The following is a 23,022-nucleotide window of genomic DNA, read 5'->3' as shown; positions in this document are numbered from 1 at the left end:
GGACTCAGCCGAAGATGAGCCCGCCGGTGTTGGCCGTGGCCTTGGCGTACCGGTCCTGCACGTCGGCCCAGTTGACGACGTTCCAGAACGCCTTCACGTAATCGGCCTTGACGTTCTTGTACTGCAGGTAGAAGGCGTGCTCCCACATGTCGACCTGGAGCAGCGGGATGATGCCGAGCGGCACGTTGGCCTGCTGGTCGTAGAGCTGGAAGGTCAGCAGGCGCTGGCCGAGGCTGTCGTAGCCGAGCACCGCCCAGCCCGAGCCCTGCAGACCGTTCGCGGCCGCGGTGAACTGCGCGCGGAACTTGTCGAACGAGCCGAACTGGTCGTCGATGGCGGCGGCCAGTTCACCCTCGGGCTTGTCGCCACCGTTGGGGGACAGGTTCTTCCACCAGATGCTGTGGTTGACGTGCCCGCCCAGGTGGAAGGCGAGGTTCTTCTCGTTGAGGAAGATCGCCGACTGGTCGTCGTTGGCGCGGGCCTCTTCCAGCTTGGCCAGGGCGTCGTTGAGCCCCTTCACATAGGTCGCGTGGTGCTTGCTGTGGTGGATCTCGTTGATCTGCCCGGAAATGTGCGGCTCCAGCGCGCCATAGTCGTAATCGAGTTCAGGCAGTGTGTATTCAGCCACTGGGTTCCTTCCTAGTCATGGATTCCCTGGTGAGGGGTCGCGGAGTTCGGCGTCGCGCATGTCGACAACAAGCTCGACGTCAACCTTGGTCCATCCCCGCGCGCATCGCAAGGACCGGGTGCCCCGCTGGGAATCGGCGGAACCGGAACGGAGATCAGAGCAGGACGATGGCGGCGAGGACGCCGAGCAGTACGAGCGCGATCACGGTCCCGCGGATCAGCGCGACGACCTGGTTGTTGGTGTACGGGTGCGAGGGCTGCCAGCCCGACGTTCCCGCTGAACCCGACCCGAGCGGGTGTGCTGCCATCACAAGCTCCTGACCTGCACGATCAAGCGATCCCCCAAGTGAGATCTGTCACACGAACTGTTGTGACGCCGATCATAAACCTTGTTTCGCCGGTAGCGAAATCGGCTGCCGCGGCCCGGCGTCACGGGGTACTGCGGAAAGGGAATCTAACCGATCCGAAGTGTCCGCCCGCGCCCGGTCCGGTACTGACGCAGGGGCTGTTTTGCTCACCCCGACTCTGGGGCTGTTGATCGTGGCTGCGGCCGAGCCCCGGTTATCCACAGGCACTGGACAGAAGTCCAGGAAAACCCCCGGCATCCGGGTACCGCGGCCTGTGGATGAACCTGTGGAAACTGTGGATAGCCCGAAAATTGCTATGTCGCACCGGCGCTGTGACGCGTGGGAATCCGGTGCAGTCTCCTGCCGTGCATGCCAGCATGGACGACATGACGCGATGGTTCTTCCGTTGCCCGGGCCCGGACGGCAGACTGGTGGGCGATGTCTGACGATGATGTGGCCCAGATCGAGGTCGGCCAACTGCCCCTGACCTTTGACGATTCGGTCGTCCTGCTCGACGTGCGCGAGCCTGACGAATGGCAGCGCGGCCATGTCGCCGGGGCGCAGCACATCCCGCTGGGGGATGTGCCCGCGCGCATCGACGAGATCGACCGGGACGCGACCCTCTACGTCATCTGCCATGCCGGCGGGCGCTCGCAACGGGTCGCCCAGTACCTGGCCCGCAATGGCTTCGAACCGATCAACGTGACCGGCGGCATGCTGTCCTGGGCGCAGGCCGGGCGACCGGTGAGCACCGACGACGGCCGCGCGGGCACCGTCTGAGCACGCCGTAGGCTGATCGGGTGATCCAGGTCTGTGCCCAGTGCGGGACGCGGTGGAATGTGCGCGACCGCCAGCGGGTCTGGTGTCCGCGCTGCCGCGGCACGCTGCTGGCTCCGGGCGCTCCCGGCGCTCCGTCCGCTCCGTCCCGCCCGTCCGCCGGTGGACAGTCGGGCCGGCCGCCTGCCGGCTACCGGTGGATCGCGGTGCGGCCGGGGGCTCCGCCGCCGCCGCGGCGGCGCCGCGCACCGCTGGGGCCCACCCCGCGGTACACCGTCATCCCGCGCTGGGGTCTGTACGAACAGTTCGACAACGGGGCGCAGGACGGTCAGGCCGGCGCGCAGCGCAACGCCCCCTCGGCGGCGACGGTGCGCACGACCGTGCTCATCGCGATGGCCGGGCTCGGTGCGGCCGCGCTGCTGCACGTGATCCGGTATGCCCTGCTCCTGATCAACCGGACCACACTGCTCAACCCGGTCGTGGCCGCGATCGCCACCTGGCTGCCGGTGGCGGCCAGCGTGTTCGCGGTCTTCGCCCTGGTGGCGGCCGCGCTGGTGCTGACGAACTGGCTGATCGCCCGGCGGGCGGCGGCGTACGCGCACCTGGGCAGCCCCGATCCCCGCTCACCACGCGAACTACTGGCCGGCTGCCTCATCCCGCTGGTGAACCTGGTGATGGCGCCGTTGTTCGTGATCGAGCTGGCCCGCGCGGAGCAACGGTCCGGGCTGCGCATCATGAGTTGGTGGATGGTCTGGTTCGTCAGCTACCTGCTGTCGATCGCATCCATCGTCACCACGATCCTGACGATCTTCTACGCGGGCGCGCAGCGCATCGCCGACAACACGGTGATCACCATCATCGCGTATCTGTTGGGCCTGGCGACGCTGCTGTTGGTCATGAAGGTGTTCGAAGGCTTCGAGCGCTCGCCCGTGCACCTGCCGGCGACGCGCTGGGTGATCGTGTCGGCGGAACAGCCGCCGGCGCCGGAACCCGTCGCTGCGGTTGAGGCCGAGGACCGGAACCCGGCAGCATAGCCATATGACCGCGGGGGGCGCTGGAACCGGCAGACCGGCCACGACGGGCCACCCGTTCGTGGTCGCGCACCGAGGTGCGTCGGCGCAGCGGCCCGAGCACACCGTCGCCGCCTACGAACTTGCCCTGCAGGAGGGCGCCGACGGGGTGGAGTGCGATGTCCGGCTGACCCGCGACGGTCATCTGGTGTGCGTGCACGATCGCCGCGTCGACCGGACGTCGGACGGGACGGGTCTGGTGTCGGAGATGACGCTCGCCGAACTACGTGAGCTGGACTTCGGGTCCTGGCACGCCGGATGGCGAGACAGCGGCGCCGCCGGCGATGCCGGGCTGTTGACGCTGGACGCGCTGTTGGGATTGGTGCTGGACTGCAGGCGTCCGGTCAAGATCTTCATCGAGACCAAACATCCGGTGCGCTACGGCGCACTGGTCGAGAGCAAGGTGCTCGCCCTGCTGCACCGGTATGGCATCGCCGCCCCGGCCTCGGCGGACCTGGCCCGGGCGGTGGTGATGTCGTTCTCGGCGGCCGCGGTCTGGCGGATCCGCCGTGCCGCGCCGATGCTGCCGACCGTGCTACTGGGAGAGACCTCGCGGTTCCTCGGCGGCGGCGCCGCCACCACGGTCGGCGCGACCGCGGTGGGCCCGTCCATCGCCACCCTGCGCGAGCATCCGGAGTTGGTGGATCGCGCGGCCGCGCAGGGCCGGGCGCTGTACTGCTGGACCGTCGACCACTACGAGGATGTCCGGTACTGCCGGGATGTGGGCGTGGCGTGGGTCGCCACGAACCATCCCGGCCGCACCAAGGACTGGCTGGAGAACGGGCTCACCGGAGCCGGGCGGGACTGACTTTTCGGGGCGAGCGAAGCGACGGGAAACGTCAGAGATTGCCGCCGGCGGCCTTCGGGGCGACCGGATCGGACGCACCGGCGGACATCTCGCGGGCGACGAAGTCCTCGAGATGGAACAGATTCGAACCCGCGCGCTCGGCGATGCGCACCAGCGTGGTGATCGTTGCGACCTCTTCGACCTGTTCCTTGAGGAACCACTGCATGTACTGTTCGCCCAGGTAATCGCCCTCTTCACGGGCGACGCTGGCCAATCGGGTGACCTGCTCGGTGACGGTGCGCTCCTGCTCGAGGGCCAGTCGCAGTGCCTGCGCCGGGGTGTCGAACTGGTTCTGCACCGCGTCGATACCCGGGATCTCGACGTCCAGGTCACGGTCGAGCAGATACTGCACCAGCATCATGGCGTGATTGCGCTCTTCGACCGCCTGTGCGTAGAAGTGCCCGGCCAGCCGGGGCAGATCGGATCCGTCGAGATACACGGCGATGGCGACGTACTGCTGCGAAGCGGTGAATTCGCTACGAATTTGCTCGCGCAGAAGGTTGTTGAATTTCGTGTCGTGGGTGCCGGCGTCGCTCATGATCACCACAATAGGCCAGGTCAGGCGGCATGTCATCGAAGGTCACCCTTATTCAGGTTAGCCATTCCTAACCCATGTGACGGCGCTTACATTGGGTCAAAAAAGTTTGCTGGATGCTTCTCCGTCGGAAATTCGGCATTTACGGCTGATCGGTGTTCAGCACGTCGGGCGGTACCGGGGTGTCGTGGGCCAGGGCACCGAACAACCGGCCGGCGGCTTCGCTGTCCCACACCACGATCGAACCGACGTCGCTGCTGGTGTACTCGGCGATCGGGACGGTGGTGGCGGTCGGATCGTCCTGCAGGGCCCACGCCAACCTGGCCAGGTCCCAGATGTGCCCACCCTGGTCGAGGGTCACCGCGCCGGTGGCGGCGTCGACCATCGGATACCAGCGCAGCGGGTTGAGCAGGACCGACGGGCTGGTGGCGCGCTTGAGCAACGCCGACATGAACGAACGCTGATTGGTCATCCGGTCCAGGTCGGCGCGGGCGGTGGCCCGGGATCGGACGAAGCCGAGCGCGTTGCGGCCGTCGAGTTCCTGACACCCGGCGGGCAGATCGATGCCGGCCAGCGGGTCGCTGATCGGTTCGGCCGGGCACATCGTCACCCCGCCGACCGCGTCGACGAGCGCGGCGAACCCGCCGAACCCGATCTCCGCGTAGTGGTCGAGCCGCAGCCCGGTGGCCTGTTCGACGGTCTGTACCAGCAGCGGCGCGCCGCCGAACGCGTATGCCGCGTTGATCTTGTCCTCGCCGTAGCCGGGAATCGGAACGTAGGAGTCGCGGGGCAGCGACACCAGGGTCGGTTGCGTGCCGGAGAACGGCGCACCGATGTGCAGCAGCAGCAGGGTGTCGGTCCGGCCGTTGCCGGTATCGCCGCCGGTGGCCAGCGCGTCCTGCTCGCCGACGGACAGGCCCTGTCTGCTGTCGGATCCCACCAGCAGCCAGGTGGTGCCGCGCCCCGGCGGTGGCCGGTCCGGGTAGTCGGCCAGCACCGCCGCGCGCGGCAGCTTCGAGTCCAGCCAGACCCCACCGGCGGCGCCCGCGCTGACCAGGAGCAGCAAGGCGGCCAGCAGCAGCGCGCCCCACCGGCGTGCGCGCCGTGGTCGTTTGGTGGCCGCCGTGGGTGGGGGCGCGGGCGGCGGTGCGGCCGGACGCTGCCGAGCTCGTGGCGGCGGCTGCCGGGGCGGAGGCGGCGGGGCCGGGCGCTGTCGGGGTGGTGGCGGCGGGGCCGGGCGCTGTCGGGGTGGTGGTGGCGGCGGAGCCGACCGGGGTGGTGGCGGCTGCCGGGGTGTCGGCGGGTTGGGCGGCCACACCGGGGGCGGACGGTAGCGGGGATCACGGCGGATCTCCGGTGACGGTTCCCGCCGGGGCATCCCGGGACGCTGCGGCGGGGTGTCGTTCACAACTGCGAATGTACTGCTCGGCGGGCGGTTCTCAGCTCAACCAGTCCAGCTCGCCGGCCGCCAGCGAGTAGCCGACGAACGCCACCGCGTCGATCAGCCCGTGCGCCACGATCAGCGGCCACAGCCGGCCGGTCCGCAACCACAGATAGCCGAACACCAGTCCCATCACCACGTTTCCCAGGCCCGCGCTGTAGCCCTGATACAGGTGGTAGCAGCCGCGCAGCAGCGCCGAGATGAGCAGGGCGGCCGCCGGGCTGATGTGCAGCTGTCGCAGCCGCGTGAGCAGGAACGCGACGACGATGATCTCCTCGGCCCAGCCGTTGGCGAAGGCCACCAGAAGCAGGACAGGTATCCGCCACCAGGTGTCGTTGAGTTCGGCCGGTTCCACCGCGGCGCTGAGCCCGAGCAGGCGCGCCGCCACATAGAGCGCCAGGCCCGGAATGCCGATGAGCGCGGCCAACCCGAGGCCGCCGGTCAGGTCGGGATGCAGGCGGAACCGGCCGAGGCCGGCCTGGGCCGGCCCGGTTCCGGTGCGCCACAACAGGTACAGGCCGAGCGCGCCCCAGGCCATCAACTGCACGACCGAGGCGAGGTTGAGTCCGAGGTCGATCAGATCGAACGGGGAGCGACGCTCGTTGAGCGCCACCGTCTGCCCGCCCAGCCCGAGCAGCACCCCCTCGGTGAGCCGCAGCAGTGCCACATAGGCACTCAGGCCGAAGGTGACCGCGAGAACGACGACGATCTCGATCCGCAGCGCGCGCGGGGACGGCAGCGCGTGGGCGGGCTCGGCGGTCACCGCAGCCAGGTTAGTGGGCGGATCAGACTCGCCGTGCGCGCAACCCGTTGAGGAACGGGCAGCCCATAAGCACCCGGATGGCCTGGCTGAGGCTGGTCACATCGTCGACGGGCTTGGCGAAGGGCAGCCGTACATCGTGATCACCGGACTCGTCCTCCACCCGCAACTGCACGCCGTAGCGGTCCAGTCCCAGCGGGCGGACCCGGCCGCCGCGCAGGCTCTGGGGCAATCGGGTGGCCAGCCGCTCGACCACCTCGCGATGCGCGGACTCCAGGTGGCGCAGCCAGCAGGACTCCAGCCCGCAGAACGGGTCGGGCCGGGCTTCCAGCAGCGCGCCGACGCCGACGGACTCGGCGCCGGTGGAATCGGCCACCACGACCGATTCGATCTCCAGGCGGGCCAGCGCATAGGGGGTGTCCCCCTCGGACGCGTCCGCGCTGCCGGTGTTCACCTGCAGCAGAGACGGATTGGGGTGCTCGGTGGCGATCAGGTCGAGCATCCCGGCGACCTCGCCGTCGGGCACCAGGAACATCCGGCCCTGGATCCAGACCAGCGAGCGCACCGGTTCGCGCAGCGGTAGCGGGGCGTAGTCGGTCATCTCCAGAACGGCCTGCACGCCCGCGGAACCGGCGGAGACCACCGCGGCGGTCAGCATCCCGTCGGCCGGGACGGTGACGGCGAACGAGCCGTCGCCGAGCAGATGGTGGACCGGCGTCGCGGCGGGTTCCAGACCCTCCACCGCCAGCATCGCGCCGCCGGCGCGGGCGCACGCGCTGCGAATCCGCTCGGCCGTCGTCGGTGCCGTCGTAGTCATCTGACCGCCTTCCATTAAATGAGGTAAGCCTTACTTAACTACAGCATCGACGGGATGCGCAAGATTTCCCTCACGTACCCCGGAGCCCGCACGCGCAGCCACTAGGGTTGTGGGGTGCCCCGCATCGCCTACCTCGGACCCGAGGGAACCTTCACCGAGGCGGCATTGCTGCAGATGGTCGCCGGTGGCATGCTGCCGCCCGGTGCCGCGGCGGGCCCCGACCGCGACGTCACCCCGCTGCCGTACGACAGTGCCGGCGGCGCACTGGAGGCCATCCGGGCCCGCGACTCCGACTATGCGTGCGTGCCGATCGAGAACTCGATCGACGGCCCGGTGATCCCCACCCTCGACGGCCTCGCCGGCGGCTCGGCGCTGCAGATATTCGCCGAGCACACCCTCGACGTGGCGTTCAGCATCGTCACCCGCCCCGGCACCCGCGCCGCCGACATCGAGACGGTGGCCGCGTTCCCGGTCGCCGCCGCCCAGGTGCGCAGCTGGCTGGCCGCCGAGCTGCCCGACGCCCGCCTGGTGCCGGCGTACTCCAATGCCGCCGCCGCCCAGGACGTGGCCGCCGGCGCCGCCGATGCCGGGGTCAGCACCGCGCTGGCCGCCCAGCGGTACGGCCTGGCCGAACTGGCCGCCGGCGTCGTCGACGAGGCCAATGCGCGAACCCGGTTCGTCCTGGTCGGTGCGCCCGGGGTGCCGCCGGCCCGCACCGGCGCCGACCGCACCTCGGTGGTGCTGCGCCTCGACAACGAGCCCGGCGCGCTGGTCGCCGCCATGACCGAGTTGTCCATCCGCGGAATCGATCTCACCCGCATCGAATCACGGCCCACCCGAACGGAATTGGGCACCTACAAGTTCTTCCTCGACTGTGTCGGCCACATCGCCGACGAGGCGGTCGGCGAGGCACTCAAGGCGCTGCACCGGCGCTGCGCCGAGGTGCGCTACCTGGGTTCGTGGCCGACCGGTGCGGCCGCCGGTGCGCCGCCGCCGGAATTCGACGAGGCGGCACGCTGGCTGCAGGCCAGACGTACGGGAGGGTCGGCATGACGGGGCGGCTGGTGCTGGTTCGGCATGGACAGTCCTACGGCAACGTCGAGCGCCGGCTCGACACCCTGCCGCCCGGGGCCGCGCTGACCGATCTCGGCCATCAGCAGGCCCGCGCATTCGCCCGCGGCTGGACCAACCCGATCGCGATGGTGGCGCATTCGGTGGCCACCCGGGCCCGGGAGACCGCCGCCGGGATCGCCGGCCATCTCGATCTGGCGACCAGCGAATTCGACGGCGTCCACGAGGTGCAGGTCGGTGACCTGGAGAACCGCAACGACGACGAGGCGATCAAGACGTTCGAGTCGGTGTACCGCAGTTGGCATCTCGGCGATCTCGACGTGCCGGTGCCGGGCGGGGAGACCGGGCGCGAGGTCCTGGACCGGGTGATCCCGGTGCTGACCGAGCTGCGCCTGCGCCACCTCGACGATCGCCGGTTCCACGGGGACATCGTGCTGGTCAGCCACGGCGCCGCGATCCGGCTGGTGGCCTCGGTGCTGGCCGGGGTGGACAGTGCGTTCGCGCTGGACCATCACCTCAACAACACCGAATCGGTGGTGCTCAGCCCGATCACCGACGGGCGGTGGACCTGCCTGCGCTGGGGATCGCTGGCCCCGCCGTTCCGCCCGGAGGCTCAGCCCGCCGCGCGCACGGACACGGTGACCGACGAGGAGACGCTGGACACCGCCGGCCCGATGGGCTGACCCTCGGAGGACTCCGCGCAGCCGCAGCCCACCGCGTAGCAGTCGATGAAGTAGTCGTGCACGGCTTCCGGTGTGCTGCACTCCGCTTCCGTGCACTCCTGGCGTTCCCCGACGTGCAGGATCACCGTCCCGTGGCAATGTTCGTGCTCGACATCGCATTCCCGACATGTCGCGCTCATGGGATCGATTCTGGCACCACGCACCGACAGGTCGGTGCTCCCACGCCCGGTCTATGCCCGGGCTAACCCCAGCCGAGTTCGTGCAGCCGCTCGTCGTCGATCCCGAAATGATGGGCGAGTTCGTGCACCACCGTGATGGCCACCTCGTCGACCACCTCGTCCTCGCTGTCGCACATGTCCAGCAGCGCGCCCCGGTAGATGGTGATGGCATCGGGCAGCGCCCCGGCATAGGACCAGTCACGGTCGGTCAGCGCCACGCCCTCGTAGAGCCCGAGCAGGTCCGGCTCCTCAGGATGACGGTCGGCCACGAGGAAGACGACGTTGTCGGCGGCCCTGGCCAGATCGGGCGGGATCAGATCTAGCGCGTCGGAGACGAGTTCGTCGAACCGCTGCGCACTCAGCGAAACCGGCACGCGACTACGGGAGCGGCGGCGGTACGGGCTCGACCGGTGCGGGCCCGGGCGGCACCGCAGGATCGAGCGGCGGGGCGACGCCCGGCGGCGGCGGGACACCCGGGGGCACACCCTCCATGGGCGCGCCGGCCGGCGGTGGCGGCGGGGGAGGGGGCGGACCGTTCAGGAAGGTGTTGCCGCCGGTGGGCTCCTCGGCGGCCGGGGTCTGCGACGCCGGGGCCTGGCCGGTCTGCCCGGGCAGGTGCTCATTGGACGAGCTCTGCTGGCTGCCGCTGCTGCTGCCGGCGCCGCCGCCACTGTTGCTGCTGCCGGAGCCGCTGTCGGACTGGCCGTAGGTGATCTGCGACGAGGTGTCGACCGGCGGCAGTGGGATGGCCGGGATGTTCAGCCGCTCATCGGGGATGTCCGGCGGGGGCACCGGCGGGCGCCCGTTGATCATCAACGGTCCCTTGGCGCTGTTCAGTAGGGTCGACCAGCCGCCGTTGCCGAGGGTGGCGCCGATGCTGCAGGACACCTGGTGGCTGCCCGCCGACCAGCTCGGCAAGGCGATCGTGCTGTACACCAGGGTGAGCGTGGTGGTCCGAAGCTCCAGCGGAGCCAGGTAGGCGTCGGTGACCCGCGAGCAGTTCTCCTTCACGAAGGTGTCCTGCTCGGCCTCCGAGGGGAGGCCCTGCGGGAACCTCTCCGCGAGGTTGACCGAGCCGGTGACCTCGAGGGAGTGCGGGCCCGCGCAGTCCACCGGGATATCGGTGGGCTGGTTGGTGGCCGGGTCGATGCCCAGACAGGTGCCGGCCGGCCAGACCTTGGACTGGTCGATATCGGCGACCTTGCCCTGGAACGCCTGCTGCTGATTGTTGGCGCCCGGCAGTTGCAGACCGCACAGCATCCGGCGTTCCCCGGCTTGGCGCCAGGTCTTCTCCCCGGACCACAGCAGACTGACGCTGAACCGGCCGTTGGGGTCATAGCGGTCGCCCAGGTAGCGCTGCACCGCGCTCTGGCACTGCTCCTGGCTGATCTGCTGGATCCGCGCCGGCGACGGCGGGGCGGCGTCGGGGCCGTACTCGGTCCCCGGGAACGTCCGCATGTCGATGGATTCGGCGACCTCGAAGCGGTGCTCGGTGGTGCAGTCGACGATCTGGGCGGCGTCGGGGGTGCGATCCGGCCAGTTCAGGCAGTCGCCGCTCTTGGCCTTGTCGAAGGTGCTGTTGGTGCGCACGCCCAGCGCGCTCGTTCCGGAGTTCAGCCCGGCCAGCCGACCGCCGACGGCGGTGTCGGGCAGCACCGTGATGACACCGGCGATCATCAGCCCGCCCAGCGCGGTCAGCAACAGCGCGCGGCGGGTGGGGCTCAGCGGGTGGCTCAAGGACAGTGCCCGGCGCCAACGAGATACCGGTTTCTGCGAGGTCCCGGCCTCGTGCAGAAACGGTTCGTGGCTATCTGGTGTGTCCGACATCGCCTCCCATTGTGACAGGCGTGTCACGATGTGTGACAAGTGATGCACTTGTAACGTTATGCGGTTGTGGCCCGCGCAGGCTGGTCGACCGCAACGCAAGTAGGGTTACCGCCGTGATCGACCTGAAGCTGCTGCGTGACGACCCCGATCTGGTGCGCGCCTCCCAGCGCGCCCGCGGCGAGGACCCGGGCCGGGTGGACGCTCTGCTGGACGCCGACGCCGCCCGCCGAGCGGCCATCTCGGCCGCCGACACCCTGCGGGCCGAACAGAAGGCGGCCAGCAAGCTCGTCGGCAAGGCCTCCCCGGACGAGCGTCCCGGGCTGTTGGCCCGCGCCAAGGAACTCGCCGACGAGGTCAAGGCGGCCGAAGTCGAGCAGGCCGAGGCCGAGGCCGCGTTCACCGCGGCGCACATGGCGGTCTCCAACGTCATCGTCGACGGGGTGCCCGCCGGCGGTGAACAGGACTTCACCCTGCTGGACACCGTCGGTGAGCCGCGGGCCATGGAGAATCCGCGCGACCACCTCGAGCTGGGCGAGGCGCTCGGCCTGATCGACATGGAACGCGGCGCCAAGGTCTCCGGGTCACGCTTCTACTTCCTGACCGGACAGGGCGCGCTGCTGCAGCTCGGACTGCTGCAGTTGGCGGTGCAGAAGGCCACCGCGAACGGCTTCACGCTGATGATCCCGCCGGTGCTGGTACGTCCGGAAGTCATGGCGGGCACCGGATTCCTGGGCTCGCACGCCGACGAGATCTATCACCTCGATGATGACGACCTCTATCTGGTCGGCACCTCGGAGGTGCCGTTGGCCGGCTATCACAGCGACGAGATCCTCGATCTGTCGGCGGGACCGAAGCGCTACGCGGGCTGGTCCTCCTGCTTCCGCCGGGAGGCCGGCAGCTACGGCAAGGACACCCGCGGCATCATCCGGGTGCACCAGTTCGACAAGGTCGAGGCCTTCGTCTACTGCAAGCCCGAAGACGCCGAGGACGAACATCAGCGCCTGCTCGGGTGGCAGCGCGAGATGTTGGCCGCCATCGAGGTGCCCTACCGGGTGATCGACGTCGCCGCCGGAGACCTGGGCTCCTCGGCGGCGCGCAAGTTCGACTGCGAGGCCTGGGTGCCCACCCAGGGCACCTATCGGGAGTTGACGTCGACCTCGAACTGCTCGACGTTCCAGGCCCGCCGGCTGTCCACCCGCTACCGCGATGAGAACGGCAAGCCACAGATCGCCGCGACGCTGAACGGGACCTTGGCCACCACCCGCTGGCTGGTGGCGATCCTGGAGAACCATCAGCAGCCCGACGGCAGCGTGCGGGTACCCGATGCCCTGGTGCCGTTCGTCGGCGCCTCGGTGCTGGAGCCCGGAAACTAACCAGCACCGCGGCGGGCACATGTCGAGGGATGCTGCGGTGCGGGTGACGGTGCTGGGGGCCGTGCAGGCATTCTCCGGCACCGGGCAGGTGGATCTGGGATCCCGGCTGCAGCGTGCGCTGCTGGCCCGGCTGGTCGTGGAGCACGGCCACACGGTGTCGGTGGACCGGTTGATCGACGACCTGTGGCAGGGTGAGCCGCCCCCGAAGGCGTTGGCAGCGTTGCAGGTCTACGTCTCGCATCTGCGCCGCGGACTGGAGCCGGGGCGCCACCGCGGCACACCGGCGCGCATCCTGGTCAGCGTGGCCCCCGGGTACTGCCTGAAACTTCCACTCGAGGCTGTGGACTCGTGGCGTTTCGAATCCAAAGTTGTTGCAGCCTATGATGATCCCGACCCAAAACGGCGACTGGCTCTGCTGGACGAGGCGCTGGCCGAGTGGTCGGGTGAACCGTTCGCGGAGTTCGGTGACGCGCTGTGGGCCGCCCCGGAGGTGGCCCGGCTGACCGAACTGCGGCTCGCGGCGGTGGAGTACCGCGCCGCCGCGCTCGTGGAACTGGGCCGGTACGGCTCCGCGGTGGCCGCACTGGAGCGGCACATGCGCGGGTGCCCCGAGCGGGAGTCCGCCGCCGCACTGCTGGCCACCGCGCTGTACCGGTCGGGCCGCCAATCCGATGCGCTGGATGTGTTGCGGCGCATCAGGGAACACCTCATCGGTGAGCTGGGGCTGGAACCCGGACGGGCCCTGCGTGATCTGGAAAGCGATATCCTGCACCACGCCGAACATCTGGAACCTGCTCGGGCGCAACCGGTTCCGCAGCAGGCAGTGCCGGAGGCGGTGCGCACCGGGCCGGACCACACGGCCTACGGCCGTGCCGGGGAACTCGCGGCCATCGAGGCCGCGGCGCGCAGCGACACCCCCGACGGCGCCACGGTGGTGTGGATCGGCGGCGAGGCGGGCTCGGGTAAGACCACCCTGGCCGGCGTCGCGGCGGACCGGCTGCGCGCCTCGGGCTGGCGCATCGTGGCGGGCCGCTGCCCGGAGGTCGACGGCGCCCCGGCGGGCTGGGCCTGGACCGAGGTGCTGCGTGATCTCATCGCCTCCGACCACCACGCCGCCGAGGTGACCGACCGCCAGGCGCTGGCCCCGCTGCTGCACGAGGGTGGAGCCGCCGGGCCCGGCACGTTCTGGCTGGGCCAGGCGGTGACCGATGTGCTGACCGCGGTGGCCCGCCGCCGGCCGCTGGCCGTGGTCCTCGACGATCTGCACCGCACCGACGGCCTCACCCTGGAGCTGCTGCGCCTGGTGGCCGACCGCATCGGCGACTGCCGGGTCCTGGTCATCGGGACCTACCGCCCGTCCGAGGACCGCGGTGAACTGGAGGTGGCCCGGGCGGCGCTGACCGTGCGCACCGCGGCGCACCTGGAACTCGACGGCCTGGACAGTGCGGCCACCGCGGCGCTGGCCGCCGACTGTGGGCTCACCTCGGCCAGTGGCGAGGTGCTGCGGCTGCTGCGCGAACGCACCGGCGGCAACCCGCTGTTCGTCCGGGAGCTGGCCCGCCTCATCGCCGCGGAGGGACCGGCCGCGGTGCGTGCCTCGGTGCCGGTCGGGGTGCGCGACGTGATGCGCCGGCGCCTGGCCCGGCTGCCGGACCAGACCGTCACCGCCCTGCGCCGGGCGGCCGTGCTGGGTCACGACATCGACGTCGACCTGCTCGCCGAACTGGCGCGCAGCGATCCCGACGAGCTGCTCGACGCGCTGGAACCGGCCGTCCTGCTGGGCCTGCTCGACGAACCCGAACCGCGCCGGCTGCGGTTTGCCCACGGTCTGGTCCGCGACACGCTGTACGAGGACATCTCCAAACTGCGCCGGTCGCGGTGGCACGGCGAGGTGCTCGACCTGTTGCGTGCCCCGGGCAGGTCCGTCGACGCAGCCACCCTGGCCTATCACGCCGTCGCCGCCGCCACCGAGGAGACCGCCTCTGGCGCAGCTCTTTTCGCCACCGTCGCGGCACAGGAGGCGGGTGCGGTCGGCGCGCACGCCGAGGCCGTCCGGCAGTGGCGCGCGGTGCTGCAGATGCTGGAACTGGCGGGCGGCTCGGACGCGCTGGACCGCGAGATCGAGGCGCGCTGCGGGCTGATCGCGGCGCTCGCCCAGTCGGGTGACGCGGTCGCGGCGCGGCTGGAGTGCAAGGGCGCCCTGCAGCTGTTGACCGGCAAGTCGCGCGACGACCTGACGGTGCGGGTGCTCACCGCATGGGACACCCCGCTGGTGTGGCGCGACCGCGAGTACGACGAGTCCGACAACCAGATGATCACGCTGCTGCGCCGGGTACTGGCCGACGGTGCGGCGACCGGAATCACCGTGGCCGACCGGATCCGGTTGCTCAAGGCCCTGTTCGTGGAGTTGGAGGGCGCCGATCCGGAGGGCGCGCTGGCGGCCAGTACCGAACTGCTGGAGCTGGCGCGTCAGGCGCACGCCGAACGGCCGGAATCCACCGGCCGGTTGCTGTGCACCGCGCTCAACGTCCGGGCCTACTGCGCGCTGGGCCCCGATCTCGACTTCGAGCGCGAATCGCTGGCCGCGGAACTGTTGAGCGCCGCGGAGTCCACCGAGCAGGCCGACTATCAGGCCGTCGGGCACTGGCTGCTGTCGTTGGCGGCCGGACAGCGCAGCGATCTGGCCACGGCCAAGCGGCACGCCGATCTCGCGGTGGCCCGGGCCGGCACCGGCCAGCTGGTACATCTGCTGGGCATGCTCGGACTGTTCCGGGCCCGGATGTATCTGCTGGCAGGCCGGTTGGACGAAGCGGTGCACGCCTACACCGATCTGGCCGCACGGATGGTGGAGAACGGCGCCGCCAACGGCGCCAAGCTGGCCATGGTCGGGCGGGTGACCGGCGAGTTCTGCCTGGGTGACCTGGGGCAGTTGGCCGACGAGTTGCTGTACTTCTACCGGGAGGTGTCCGTCGCGGCGCTGGACGCCGCGGTACTGGCGCTGATCGCCCGCGGTCGCGGCGCCGAGGCCGAACAGCTGTGGCGCGAGCGCCGCCCGATCGAGCGGTCGTACTTCTGGGTGCCCTACACGGTGTTGCGGGTGAACGCCGCGGCGGCGCTGGGTGATGTCGAGGAGACCGCGGCACGGGCCGCCGAACTCGTCAAGTACTCCGGTCAGATCGCGGGGCTCGGGGTGGACGGGCTGATGCTCGGTCCCGTCGACGAGGCGCTGGCGGTGGCCGCCGACGCGCTGGGCCGCCCGGATGAGGCGCGCGAGTACCGGGCGGCCGCGGCGGTGCTGCGCGAGCGGCTGGCCAATGAGGCCCTGGCGTTCATCGACTGACGTAGGGTTGCAGCATGATCGACATCGAGCTCGACGAACTCCGCTCCTGGTTCGGTTTCGGGGTGGCGGGCAACTTCGCAGGTCACCTCGAACAGGCCGGGGAGGCAGACGATTTCGTGAATGTCACCTCCCAGGGATCGGCCCCCAAGGGCATCTTCCCCTGGTATGCCCCGGGCAATGACACCTTCCTCGGCGAATTCCCGCTCTCCCAGGACACGATCACGCTGCCGGCCAGCGACACTCCGCTGAATCTGCAGATCGAGCCCGAGGTCGGGCTGGCCTGTGAGGTGAAGTGGCAGGGCGACACGGTCGTCTCGCTGCAACCGTTCGCGCTCGGCGCGTTCAATGACTGCTCGATCCGGCGTCCGGGAGCGCCGAAGATCAGCTACAAGAAGAACTGGGGCCCGGCCTCCAAAGGTGTTGCGCGGCAGTTCTTCGAAGCCAGCGATCTGACGCCGGACGGTCCGACGGCCACCCTGCGGCTGGTCTGCTACCTGCACGGTGCCGATGGGCAGCAGCGCGAGTACGGGGTGGACAGCCCGCTGCTCGGTTACTCCTACTACGGCGAGGTGCTGCTGGACTGGATCACCGAGCGGCTGGACAACCAGAAGGGATCGCCGGACACACCGCTGGAGGACGTCGGCGCACTGATGGTCGCTGCCGGTCATCCGGAACGGGTCCTGATCGGTATCGGCGCCACCCGCTACACCGCACTGGGTGAATCCACCTACCTGTCTCCCGGTGACGAGGCGGTCGTGCGGGTGTACGACACCGCATCGGATGCGATTTCGGAACTGCGGCAGACGGTTTCGGGTTAGGGCCTCGGGTGACCACGCCGACGGTGGGCGAACTCTGGCGGTTCCCGGTCAAGTCGATGGGTGGCGGCCGGGTGGATCAGGTGCGCATCGATCGCCGCGGGGTACACGCGGACCGGCTGTGGGCGGTCCGGGACGTGGAAAAGGGCGTGACGGCCTCGGCCCGTCGGGTGCCGGTGCTGTTGGGGTGTTCGGCGCGTTATCTCACCGAACCCGCTGCGCAGGCCGGCCCGGGCAACGTCCCACCGGTGGCGGTGACCTTCCCGGACGGCCGCGAACTGACCAGTGACGACCCGGCCGTGCACACGGCCCTGTCCGAGCTGGTGGGCCGGGAGATGCGGCTGGTGGCGCTGCCCCCGCAGGCCGACACCAGCCAGCACAGGATGTCGGTTTCCGAAGCGCTCTCCAATTACCGGGCCGCCCAGATTCGTTCGGATTTCGGGCTCGGTGCGGCCGAAGACCTGCCCGACACGTCGGTGTTCTCGACCAGGGACATCATCACGCTGGCCCGGTTCTCCACGCCGCCGGGCACTTTCGCCGACCTCAGCCCGGTCCACCTGCTGAGCACCGCCAGCCTGCGCCAGCTGTCCGTCGACGGGGTTCCCTACGATGTGCGCAGGTTCCGCCCGAACGTGTTGGTGGACGTTCCCGAGGGTGGCCGGGAATTCCCCGAAACCGACTGGGTGGGAAATGAATTGAGTATCGGTTCGGCCCGGTTGAAGGTCGCCATCCCGACCATCCGCTGCGTCGTGCCGACCCGCCCGCAGCCCGGCATCGAGCTGGACAAGGGTCTGACCAGGGTGCTGGCCGAGCGCACCGACCGTTTCCTGGGCGTCTACGCCGATGTGTCGACCCCGGGTGTGCTCAGCGTCGGCGACCCGGTGCAGGTTCGGGTGTGTAAGCCGCCCAACGTGTTCCAGCGCACCGCGACAGCGCTGAGCAAGTCCGCGATCCGCGGCGCGCAGGCGCTGCTGGAGGCGACGGTACTGCGCCCGCGCTAGTCGGTGAGCAGTGTGTCCAGGATGCCGAGGAATTCCTTGACCCGCAGCGGGGTGAAGGCCGGGCTGGGCCGGGTGCCCGGGACGTCGAGCACCACCAGTGTGGACTTGATCGGCCGCCACACATCGAGTGGCAGCCAGCGGCGCGGGTCATCCGAGGGTCCCCAGATCCGGAAGCGGTCGAACCCCAGCCCCATGGTCTCGGCGCGATAGCCCCGGATGGTCTGCAGCGGAATGATTTTCGAGGTTCCCGACGGGAAGTGGTAACGGCGCAACGTCAGGGCTTGGCGATCCAGCTGGATCAGCCCGTCGTCGTACGTCACCGCCGTGGTCATGACGTCCTCGTGCTCCTGAGCTGATGCCCCTTGGCGGTCAGGCAACGACCGTTCTCCAGGTTCCACTGCCAGCCGTGCAGGTTGCAGGTCAGCGTGGAGCCTTCCACCACGCCGAACTTGGACAGATCGGCCTTCAGGTGTGGGCAGCGGCGCTGGATCTCCCAGCCGTCCAGCGTCGTCGACGCGCTGTCGTCATGCGCCTCGGCGAACCAGCCGTCGGCGTAGGCGATCCGTTCGTCGGTGAGGCACTTGAAGAAGGTGTAGAGGTACTCGTTGTAACCGCCCACCCGCCAGGCCTTGAACCGGGTGGACAGGAAGATGGTGTTCACCCAGTCGGGTTCCCGGTCACGCACGACGGTGCGCACCAACTCGGCAGGGATCTCGAAGCCATAGCGGAACTTCTCGTCGGGGACAGGTTCGCGCACAGCTCGTTTCGGGAAATCGATGACGACGGTCTCGACAGTCTCGCCGGCCCGCAACCGCAGCTCGACCGGGTAGCCGATGCCGTCGCAGATCTGGTCGGACGCCAGCATGATCGGTTCGAACAGTGCGCGCAGGGACTCCAGCTGGGGCTCCCCCTCGGCCGGCGCCCAGCCGGCCTTCTCGGCGGCCAGCACCGGCGCCTGACGCCGGGCGTACGCCTCGATGTAGTCGGCCTTGCCGGTGGTGAAGATGACCTCCGGGTCCGCCACCGGGTGCGTCAGCGAGTTGAGTTCCGAACCGGTGAAATCTGCGGTGGACCCGGGGATCATCAGCAGGCCGCCGTCGTGGCCGTGCCGGCGCATCTGTTCGAGGAAGACGATCTGGTCGGGGAAGATGTTCGCCGGGTCCCCCTGATCGTCGTTGAGCCCCCGCAGTTCGGGGTCCAGGAAGCACGGCGGACCGGCCGAGGGCACCACCCAGGTGGCGCCGACCTGGGCGATGTACTGGCGACAGCGGTCCATCTGGCGCTGGCGTTTCTGGACGCCGAACGCCTCCTTGGCCCGCGCCGGCATGTCGTAGACCATCGGGTACCAGATGGCCCCCGAGTACTGCAGCATGTGCACGTCGATGTGACCGAACTCTGCTGCCAGCATGTCCAGGTCGATCGGCCGGGCGTCGTTCATGTTGAAGGCGGTGGTGACGCCGTCGGACACCACCAGCCCGGAGTCCCCGATGGGCCCGTCGGCGGGGGCCCGCAGTGCGACGATCATCACGTCCAGGTCGCCCTTGGGGCCGGAGACCCGCTGCTTCACCGAGTCGGTGGTCTCCACGAAGGTGTGGAAGCCCAGCGCCTCGAGCTCGCGGCGCAGGTCCGGCACCGGGTAGTCGGGCAGCAGCACCACGGCGTCCTTGTTGACGTGCGCGCGCAGCAGGGCCGGATCGAAGTGGTCCTTGTGCAGGTGGCTGACGTAGAGGTAGTCCACGTCGCCCAGCGCTGCCCAGTCCAATTCGCTGTTGTCCGGGAAGGGGAACCAGGACGCGAAGTACGCCGGGTTGACCCACGGGTCGCACAGGATGCTGCCGGCTTCCGTATCAATCCGGAAACCGGCGTGTCCGACGCTTGTGACCTGCACGAATAGCCTTCCTGAGGGGGTGTTGTCCGGGTACGAGTTTAGCCGCTGCGCGCGCTGCGTTCCGTTCAGGCGGGCCGGTGGAACTAGGCTGGGGCGTGTGGAGCCGGTATACGGGACTGTCATTCAAGCCGCCCGGCTGGTGTGGCGGCTGCAGGGATTGAAGTTCACCGTGACCGGGGTGGAGAACCTGCCGGTGACCGGTGGGGCGGTCATCGCCGTCAATCACACCAGCTACTTCGACTTCACCTTCGCCGGCCTGCCCGCCTACCGGCAGGGGCGCGGGCGCAAGGTCCGCTTCATGGCGAAGAAGGAGGTCTTCGATCACAAGATCGGTGGCCCCATCATGCGCAAGCTGCGCCACATCGAGGTGGATCGTGCCAGCGGCGCCGACTCGTTCGCCGCGGCGGTCGCGGCCCTGCGGGCCGGCGAGCTGGTCGGGGTGTACCCCGAGGCGACCATCAGCCGCAGCTTCGAGATCAAGGACTTCAAGTCCGGTGCGGCCCGAATGGCGATCGAGGCCGATGTGCCGATCGTCCCGCACATCATCTGGGGCGCCCAGCGGATCTGGACCAAGGGACAACCGCGCAACATGCGTCGGCCCAAGGTGCCCATCTCGATCGCCGTGGGTGAACCCATCTACCCGACCCTGCCGCCGGCCGAGCTGACCGCGCTGCTGCACCACCGGATGCAGCATCTGCTGCAACAGGTGCAGGACTCCTACGGGCCGCACCCGGAGGGCGAGTTCTGGGTTCCGCACCGGTTGGGTGGCGGTGCGCCGACGCTGGCCGAGGCGAACCGGATGGACATGGAGGAGGCCGCCGAGAAGGCGGCCAGACGTGCGGCCGACTCTTCGGGTGAGGCGCCGGAGTAGCGTGCATGGAACCGGTCTTTTCCAGCCCTGGAGATCGCGGGCAGGGAGTGCTTCGCGCCCCGGCTGCCCGGATCACCCACCTTGGCATGGAACACATTCGGCGCACCGGTGCCGCCGTGCCGGCGATCGATCACACCGACTTCCTGCCTGCGATCCGGACCACACGATGAGGGAGTTGAGGACGGCGATGCAATCACTGCCGCATGAGGCGCAGGCGGGTCGCCGGCGCGACCGGTCCGGGCGGCGATGATGCTGCCCGCACTGATCGCCACCGACGTGGACGGCACGCTGCTGGACAACGAGGAGCGGGTGACACCACGCACCGCGGCGGTGATCCGGGCCGCGGTGGATGCGGGCACCAGTTTCGTGCTGGCCACCGGACGACCGCCGCGCTGGGTGCCGCCGATCGTCGAGGAGCTCGGTTTCGCGCCGATGTCGGTGTGCGCCAACGGGGCGGTGATCTACGACCCGGAAACCGACCGCATCATCTCGGCGCGCACGCTGTCGGTGCAGCAGTTGGCCTCGCTGGCCGAGATCACGGCGCGGGTCATCCCGGGGTCGGGGCTGGCCGTCGAACGGGTGGGCCGCAGCGCACACGACGCGGCGACCCCGCAGTTCGTCAGCTCACCCGGATACGAGCACGCCTGGCTGAACCCGGACAACACCGAGGTGTCGCTGGAGGATCTGCTGAGTGCCCCCGCGGTCAAGCTGCTGATCCGCAAAGCCGGTGCGCGCAGCGGGGATATGGCCGCCGCCCTCGCTCCGCACATCGGCGCCGAAGCGGATCTGACCTACTCGACCAACAACGGGTTGATCGAGGTGCTGCCCCGCGGTCTGAGCAAGGCGACCGGTATCGCCGAGATCGCCGGCCCGCTGGGCATCGACGCCTCCGAGATCGTGGCGTTCGGCGACATGCCCAACGACATCCCGATGCTGCGCTGGGCCGGGCTCGGGGTTGCGATGGGCAATGCCCACCCCGAAGCGCTGGCCGCCGCCGATGAGGTCACCGCAACCAACAGTGATGAGGGACTGGCCCGGGTGCTCGAACGCTGGTGGCTTTAGGCCGGGAACCAGCCGCGTCGAGGAGCCGCCGGTTGCGCCTGTCCGGGAGTCAGGCCTGATTGCTGATCGGGGTGAATCGCTCCAGCTGCACGGGGGACTGGTCGGGGCGCGGAAGTTCCAACGGCACACCGTCGATGACGCGGGTGACCGCACCCGTCTCGCGGTCGAAGTTCAGGGTGCCGTGCTGGAAGTTCTGCTTGATCCACAGCGGTTCCTGGATCTCGCCACTGGTCGGCAGGCCGAGCGCGCCACGCTCGAATCCCAGTGTGCCCCAGGCCTCGTAGATGGCGCCGGTGACAGGCTGCGCGCCGGTGACCGGAGACCAGTACATGGCACCCCGGTCGAAGGTGACATACCGGGTGTCCCCGAGGCCGGAGGCCTCCGGTGAGGTCGGCATGCCCAGCGGTCCGGCCTCGCTGCGCATGGCCAGCCACTTGGTGAAGATGGCGCCGCCGCGCAACGAGTCGAGGAGATCCTGCGGCCCCGACGGCTGATTGAACCGGGCCGCGATGTCGCGGATCATGTCCATCTGCGCGTACGCGGCGTCGCCGGGGCAATCGGTGTTGCCGACGTCGCGGTGGGTGAAGATGCTCGGCAGGGTGGGGGTGGTACCCCCGGCGAACGTGGTGAAGCTCCCGCCCGCGGAGGTCAGCGCCGCGGTGCCGCGCGGGTCGACGCGGTCCAGGCCGAGTCGCCATCCCAGCAGTCTTCCGGTGGTGCGCAACTGGATCGGGGTGGGTGGTTCGGCGTTGAAGTCGCCGAGCATGGCCACACCCCAGGTATCGGTGTTGAAACCGCCGGTATGCGCGCCCTGCACGGCCCGGCTCATGCCGCCGGCGCGACCTTCGAAGACCTGGCCGTACTTGTCGACCATCGCGTTGTAGGCGATGTCGCACCAGCCCAGCGTGCGTGCGTGGTACTCGTAGATGGATCGCACGATGGCCGCCGAATCCTGCGGCGCGTAGTCATTGCTGCCGGCCGTGTGGTGTACGACGCCTGCCCGGATTCCGGTGTCGTAGATGGGGTTTCCGCATTTCATCGACTCGTTGGCGCCCCACTGGGCGCGGGTGATGATGTGCGGTGCCTGGCCGGGGACGGTGGCCGCGATGGGCGGGGGCTGCACGTCCATCGGCGCTTCCGGCGGGCTGATGAGCACCGCGTTGACGTTCTGCGGGAGCGGCTGCTCCACGTTGGCGGGGATGTAGCCGAGGTTGGTGGCCGGTTTGGCCGCCGGCTGCGGGGCCGGGTCGGTGCGGGTGACCGCGATCTGCACGGTGTTGGTGCGCCCGACGAACACCGGTTCGGTGCCGTGGGTGTCGCGCTGCTCGGGGCCGACCCCGACGAGTGCTTCGGCCTCATACCAGGGGCCCCAGCTGCCGTCTTCGCGTTTGGCGCGGATCCGCGCGCTCGTCCCGTCGAGGCTGTCGGCGGTCAGCGCGACCAACGAGAACGGGTCGTCCTGGTGGATCTCGCGGATGGTCTCCCCGCCGCCGAGTTCGGCGAGGGGCTGCTGACTGATCGAGGTCGCCCAGTTCTCGGTGGCCGAATCTTCGGGGAGTCCGCTGATGGCCCACGGCAGGATGGCAACCGTGCCCAACACTGCGGAGAGCAGCAGAGATGGCGCAGGACGACGACGCAACACGAGCTGATGT

General features: G+C 69.6%; 23 protein-coding genes. 11 read left to right on the top strand and 12 right to left on the bottom strand.

Annotated elements, in window-relative coordinates:
• Nucleotides 1-4 precede the first annotated feature (4 nt).
• Together K0O62_RS27795 and K0O62_RS27790 are read right to left on the bottom strand one after the other, a co-directional pair.
• Nucleotides 5-628: a superoxide dismutase gene (locus tag K0O62_RS27795; RefSeq protein WP_073857340.1), complete on the bottom strand. Its 624-nt coding sequence runs from the start codon at nt 626-628 to the stop codon at nt 5-7.
• Nucleotides 629-782: 154 nt separating this feature from the next.
• The gene (locus tag K0O62_RS27790) at nt 783-935 is read right to left on the bottom strand and encodes a hypothetical protein (RefSeq protein WP_097934192.1); all 153 of its coding nucleotides are present in this window, start codon (nt 933-935) and stop codon (nt 783-785) included.
• A gap of 477 nt (nt 936-1,412) precedes the next feature.
• On the opposite strand from K0O62_RS27790, the gene K0O62_RS27785 reads away from it, so the two are divergent.
• From K0O62_RS27785 to K0O62_RS27775, 3 genes are read left to right on the top strand one after another with little or no spacing between them, the layout of a single operon-like run.
• Nucleotides 1,413-1,754 carry a rhodanese-like domain-containing protein gene (locus K0O62_RS27785; protein ID WP_073857339.1) on the top strand — a complete coding sequence of 114 codons (342 nt, stop codon included), beginning with the start codon at nt 1,413-1,415 and terminating at the stop codon, nt 1,752-1,754.
• Nucleotides 1,755-1,774: 20 nt separating this feature from the next.
• Nucleotides 1,775-2,785, top strand: a complete 1,011-nt coding sequence (locus K0O62_RS27780; RefSeq protein WP_073857338.1) for a DUF4328 domain-containing protein — start codon at nt 1,775-1,777, stop codon at nt 2,783-2,785.
• Between the two features lie 4 nt (nt 2,786-2,789).
• A complete protein-coding gene (locus K0O62_RS27775) occupies nt 2,790-3,629 on the top strand; it encodes a glycerophosphodiester phosphodiesterase (protein WP_073857337.1) in 840 nt (279 codons plus the stop codon).
• A 31-nt stretch (nt 3,630-3,660) separates the two neighbouring features.
• On the opposite strand, the gene K0O62_RS27770 is transcribed toward K0O62_RS27775, so the two are convergent.
• The 4 genes from K0O62_RS27770 to K0O62_RS27755 all read right to left on the bottom strand — a co-directional run bounded on the left by K0O62_RS27770 (nt 3,661) and on the right by K0O62_RS27755 (nt 7,221).
• Nucleotides 3,661-4,206 carry a ferritin gene (locus K0O62_RS27770; protein ID WP_073857384.1) on the bottom strand — a complete coding sequence of 182 codons (546 nt, stop codon included), beginning with the start codon at nt 4,204-4,206 and terminating at the stop codon, nt 3,661-3,663.
• 139 nt (nt 4,207-4,345) lie between these two features.
• Nucleotides 4,346-5,581, bottom strand: coding sequence for an LCP family protein (locus tag K0O62_RS27765; RefSeq protein ID WP_109789069.1), 1,236 nt, complete (start codon nt 5,579-5,581; stop codon nt 4,346-4,348).
• A gap of 61 nt (nt 5,582-5,642) precedes the next feature.
• Nucleotides 5,643-6,407 carry a CPBP family intramembrane glutamic endopeptidase gene (locus tag K0O62_RS27760; RefSeq protein WP_073857336.1) on the bottom strand — a complete coding sequence of 255 codons (765 nt, stop codon included), beginning with the start codon at nt 6,405-6,407 and terminating at the stop codon, nt 5,643-5,645.
• A gap of 22 nt (nt 6,408-6,429) precedes the next feature.
• Nucleotides 6,430-7,221: a DUF2470 domain-containing protein gene (locus K0O62_RS27755; RefSeq protein ID WP_073857382.1), complete on the bottom strand. Its 792-nt coding sequence runs from the start codon at nt 7,219-7,221 to the stop codon at nt 6,430-6,432.
• Between the two features lie 114 nt (nt 7,222-7,335).
• Between K0O62_RS27755 and pheA the strand changes: the two genes are divergently transcribed.
• Nucleotides 7,336-8,274 carry a prephenate dehydratase gene (gene pheA / locus K0O62_RS27750; protein ID WP_073857335.1) on the top strand — a complete coding sequence of 313 codons (939 nt, stop codon included), beginning with the start codon at nt 7,336-7,338 and terminating at the stop codon, nt 8,272-8,274.
• Entirely contained in the window at nt 8,271-8,975 is a 705-nt protein-coding gene (locus K0O62_RS27745) for a histidine phosphatase family protein (RefSeq protein ID WP_073857334.1), read from the top strand. Before pheA ends, K0O62_RS27745 begins: the two co-directional genes overlap by 4 nt.
• On the opposite strand, the gene K0O62_RS27740 is transcribed toward K0O62_RS27745, so the two are convergent.
• The 3 genes from K0O62_RS27740 to K0O62_RS27730 form a co-directional block, all read right to left on the bottom strand.
• Complete coding sequence (locus K0O62_RS27740) at nt 8,906-9,154, bottom strand: hypothetical protein (RefSeq protein WP_073857333.1); 249 nt, start codon at nt 9,152-9,154, stop codon at nt 8,906-8,908. The genes K0O62_RS27745 and K0O62_RS27740 overlap by 70 nt on opposite strands.
• 62 nt (nt 9,155-9,216) lie before the next feature.
• Complete coding sequence (locus K0O62_RS27735; RefSeq protein ID WP_276035543.1) at nt 9,217-9,555, bottom strand: metallopeptidase family protein; 339 nt, start codon at nt 9,553-9,555, stop codon at nt 9,217-9,219.
• Between the two features lie 16 nt (nt 9,556-9,571).
• A complete protein-coding gene (locus tag K0O62_RS27730) occupies nt 9,572-11,020 on the bottom strand; it encodes a septum formation family protein (RefSeq protein WP_073857331.1) in 1,449 nt (482 codons plus the stop codon).
• A 113-nt stretch (nt 11,021-11,133) separates the two neighbouring features.
• Between K0O62_RS27730 and serS the strand changes: the two genes are divergently transcribed.
• Genes serS through K0O62_RS27710 form a run of 4 tightly spaced genes read left to right on the top strand, consistent with a single transcriptional unit; the run spans nt 11,134 to nt 17,549 of the window.
• Nucleotides 11,134-12,393 carry a serine--tRNA ligase gene (gene serS, locus K0O62_RS27725; RefSeq protein WP_073857330.1) on the top strand — a complete coding sequence of 420 codons (1,260 nt, stop codon included), beginning with the start codon at nt 11,134-11,136 and terminating at the stop codon, nt 12,391-12,393.
• A gap of 19 nt (nt 12,394-12,412) precedes the next feature.
• Nucleotides 12,413-15,733: an ATP-binding protein gene (locus K0O62_RS27720; protein WP_073857329.1), complete on the top strand. Its 3,321-nt coding sequence runs from the start codon at nt 12,413-12,415 to the stop codon at nt 15,731-15,733.
• Between the two features lie 14 nt (nt 15,734-15,747).
• Nucleotides 15,748-16,551, top strand: coding sequence for a DUF5718 family protein (locus K0O62_RS27715; protein ID WP_073857328.1), 804 nt, complete (start codon nt 15,748-15,750; stop codon nt 16,549-16,551).
• Between the two features lie 8 nt (nt 16,552-16,559).
• Complete coding sequence (locus K0O62_RS27710; protein WP_234800164.1) at nt 16,560-17,549, top strand: MOSC domain-containing protein; 990 nt, start codon at nt 16,560-16,562, stop codon at nt 17,547-17,549.
• On the opposite strand, the gene K0O62_RS27705 is transcribed toward K0O62_RS27710, so the two are convergent.
• Together K0O62_RS27705 and K0O62_RS27700 are read right to left on the bottom strand one after the other, a co-directional pair.
• Entirely contained in the window at nt 17,546-17,881 is a 336-nt protein-coding gene (locus K0O62_RS27705) for a hypothetical protein (RefSeq protein WP_073857326.1), read from the bottom strand. The genes K0O62_RS27710 and K0O62_RS27705 overlap by 4 nt on opposite strands.
• Entirely contained in the window at nt 17,878-19,437 is a 1,560-nt protein-coding gene (locus tag K0O62_RS27700; protein ID WP_073857325.1) for an MBL fold metallo-hydrolase, read from the bottom strand. The genes K0O62_RS27705 and K0O62_RS27700 overlap by 4 nt, the downstream gene beginning before the upstream one ends.
• A gap of 97 nt (nt 19,438-19,534) precedes the next feature.
• Here K0O62_RS27700 and K0O62_RS27695 point away from each other — a divergent pair, with 97 nt between their 5' ends.
• The gene (locus tag K0O62_RS27695; protein ID WP_073857324.1) at nt 19,535-20,308 is read left to right on the top strand and encodes a lysophospholipid acyltransferase family protein; all 774 of its coding nucleotides are present in this window, start codon (nt 19,535-19,537) and stop codon (nt 20,306-20,308) included.
• A 249-nt stretch (nt 20,309-20,557) separates the two neighbouring features.
• Nucleotides 20,558-21,370: a Cof-type HAD-IIB family hydrolase gene (locus tag K0O62_RS27690; RefSeq protein WP_079244627.1), complete on the top strand. Its 813-nt coding sequence runs from the start codon at nt 20,558-20,560 to the stop codon at nt 21,368-21,370.
• A gap of 49 nt (nt 21,371-21,419) precedes the next feature.
• Here K0O62_RS27690 and K0O62_RS27685 read toward each other — a convergent pair whose 3' ends face one another.
• Nucleotides 21,420-23,012, bottom strand: a complete 1,593-nt coding sequence (locus K0O62_RS27685; RefSeq protein ID WP_073857322.1) for an N-acetylmuramoyl-L-alanine amidase — start codon at nt 23,010-23,012, stop codon at nt 21,420-21,422.
• Nucleotides 23,013-23,022 lie beyond the last annotated feature (10 nt).

The sequence above is a fragment of the Mycolicibacterium diernhoferi genome, assembly GCF_019456655.1.
GTDB classification, from domain to species: domain Bacteria; phylum Actinomycetota; class Actinomycetes; order Mycobacteriales; family Mycobacteriaceae; genus Mycobacterium; species Mycobacterium diernhoferi.
The sequence above is the reverse complement of the archived record's forward strand: the minus strand, read 5'-3'. Positions and strand labels throughout refer to the sequence as shown.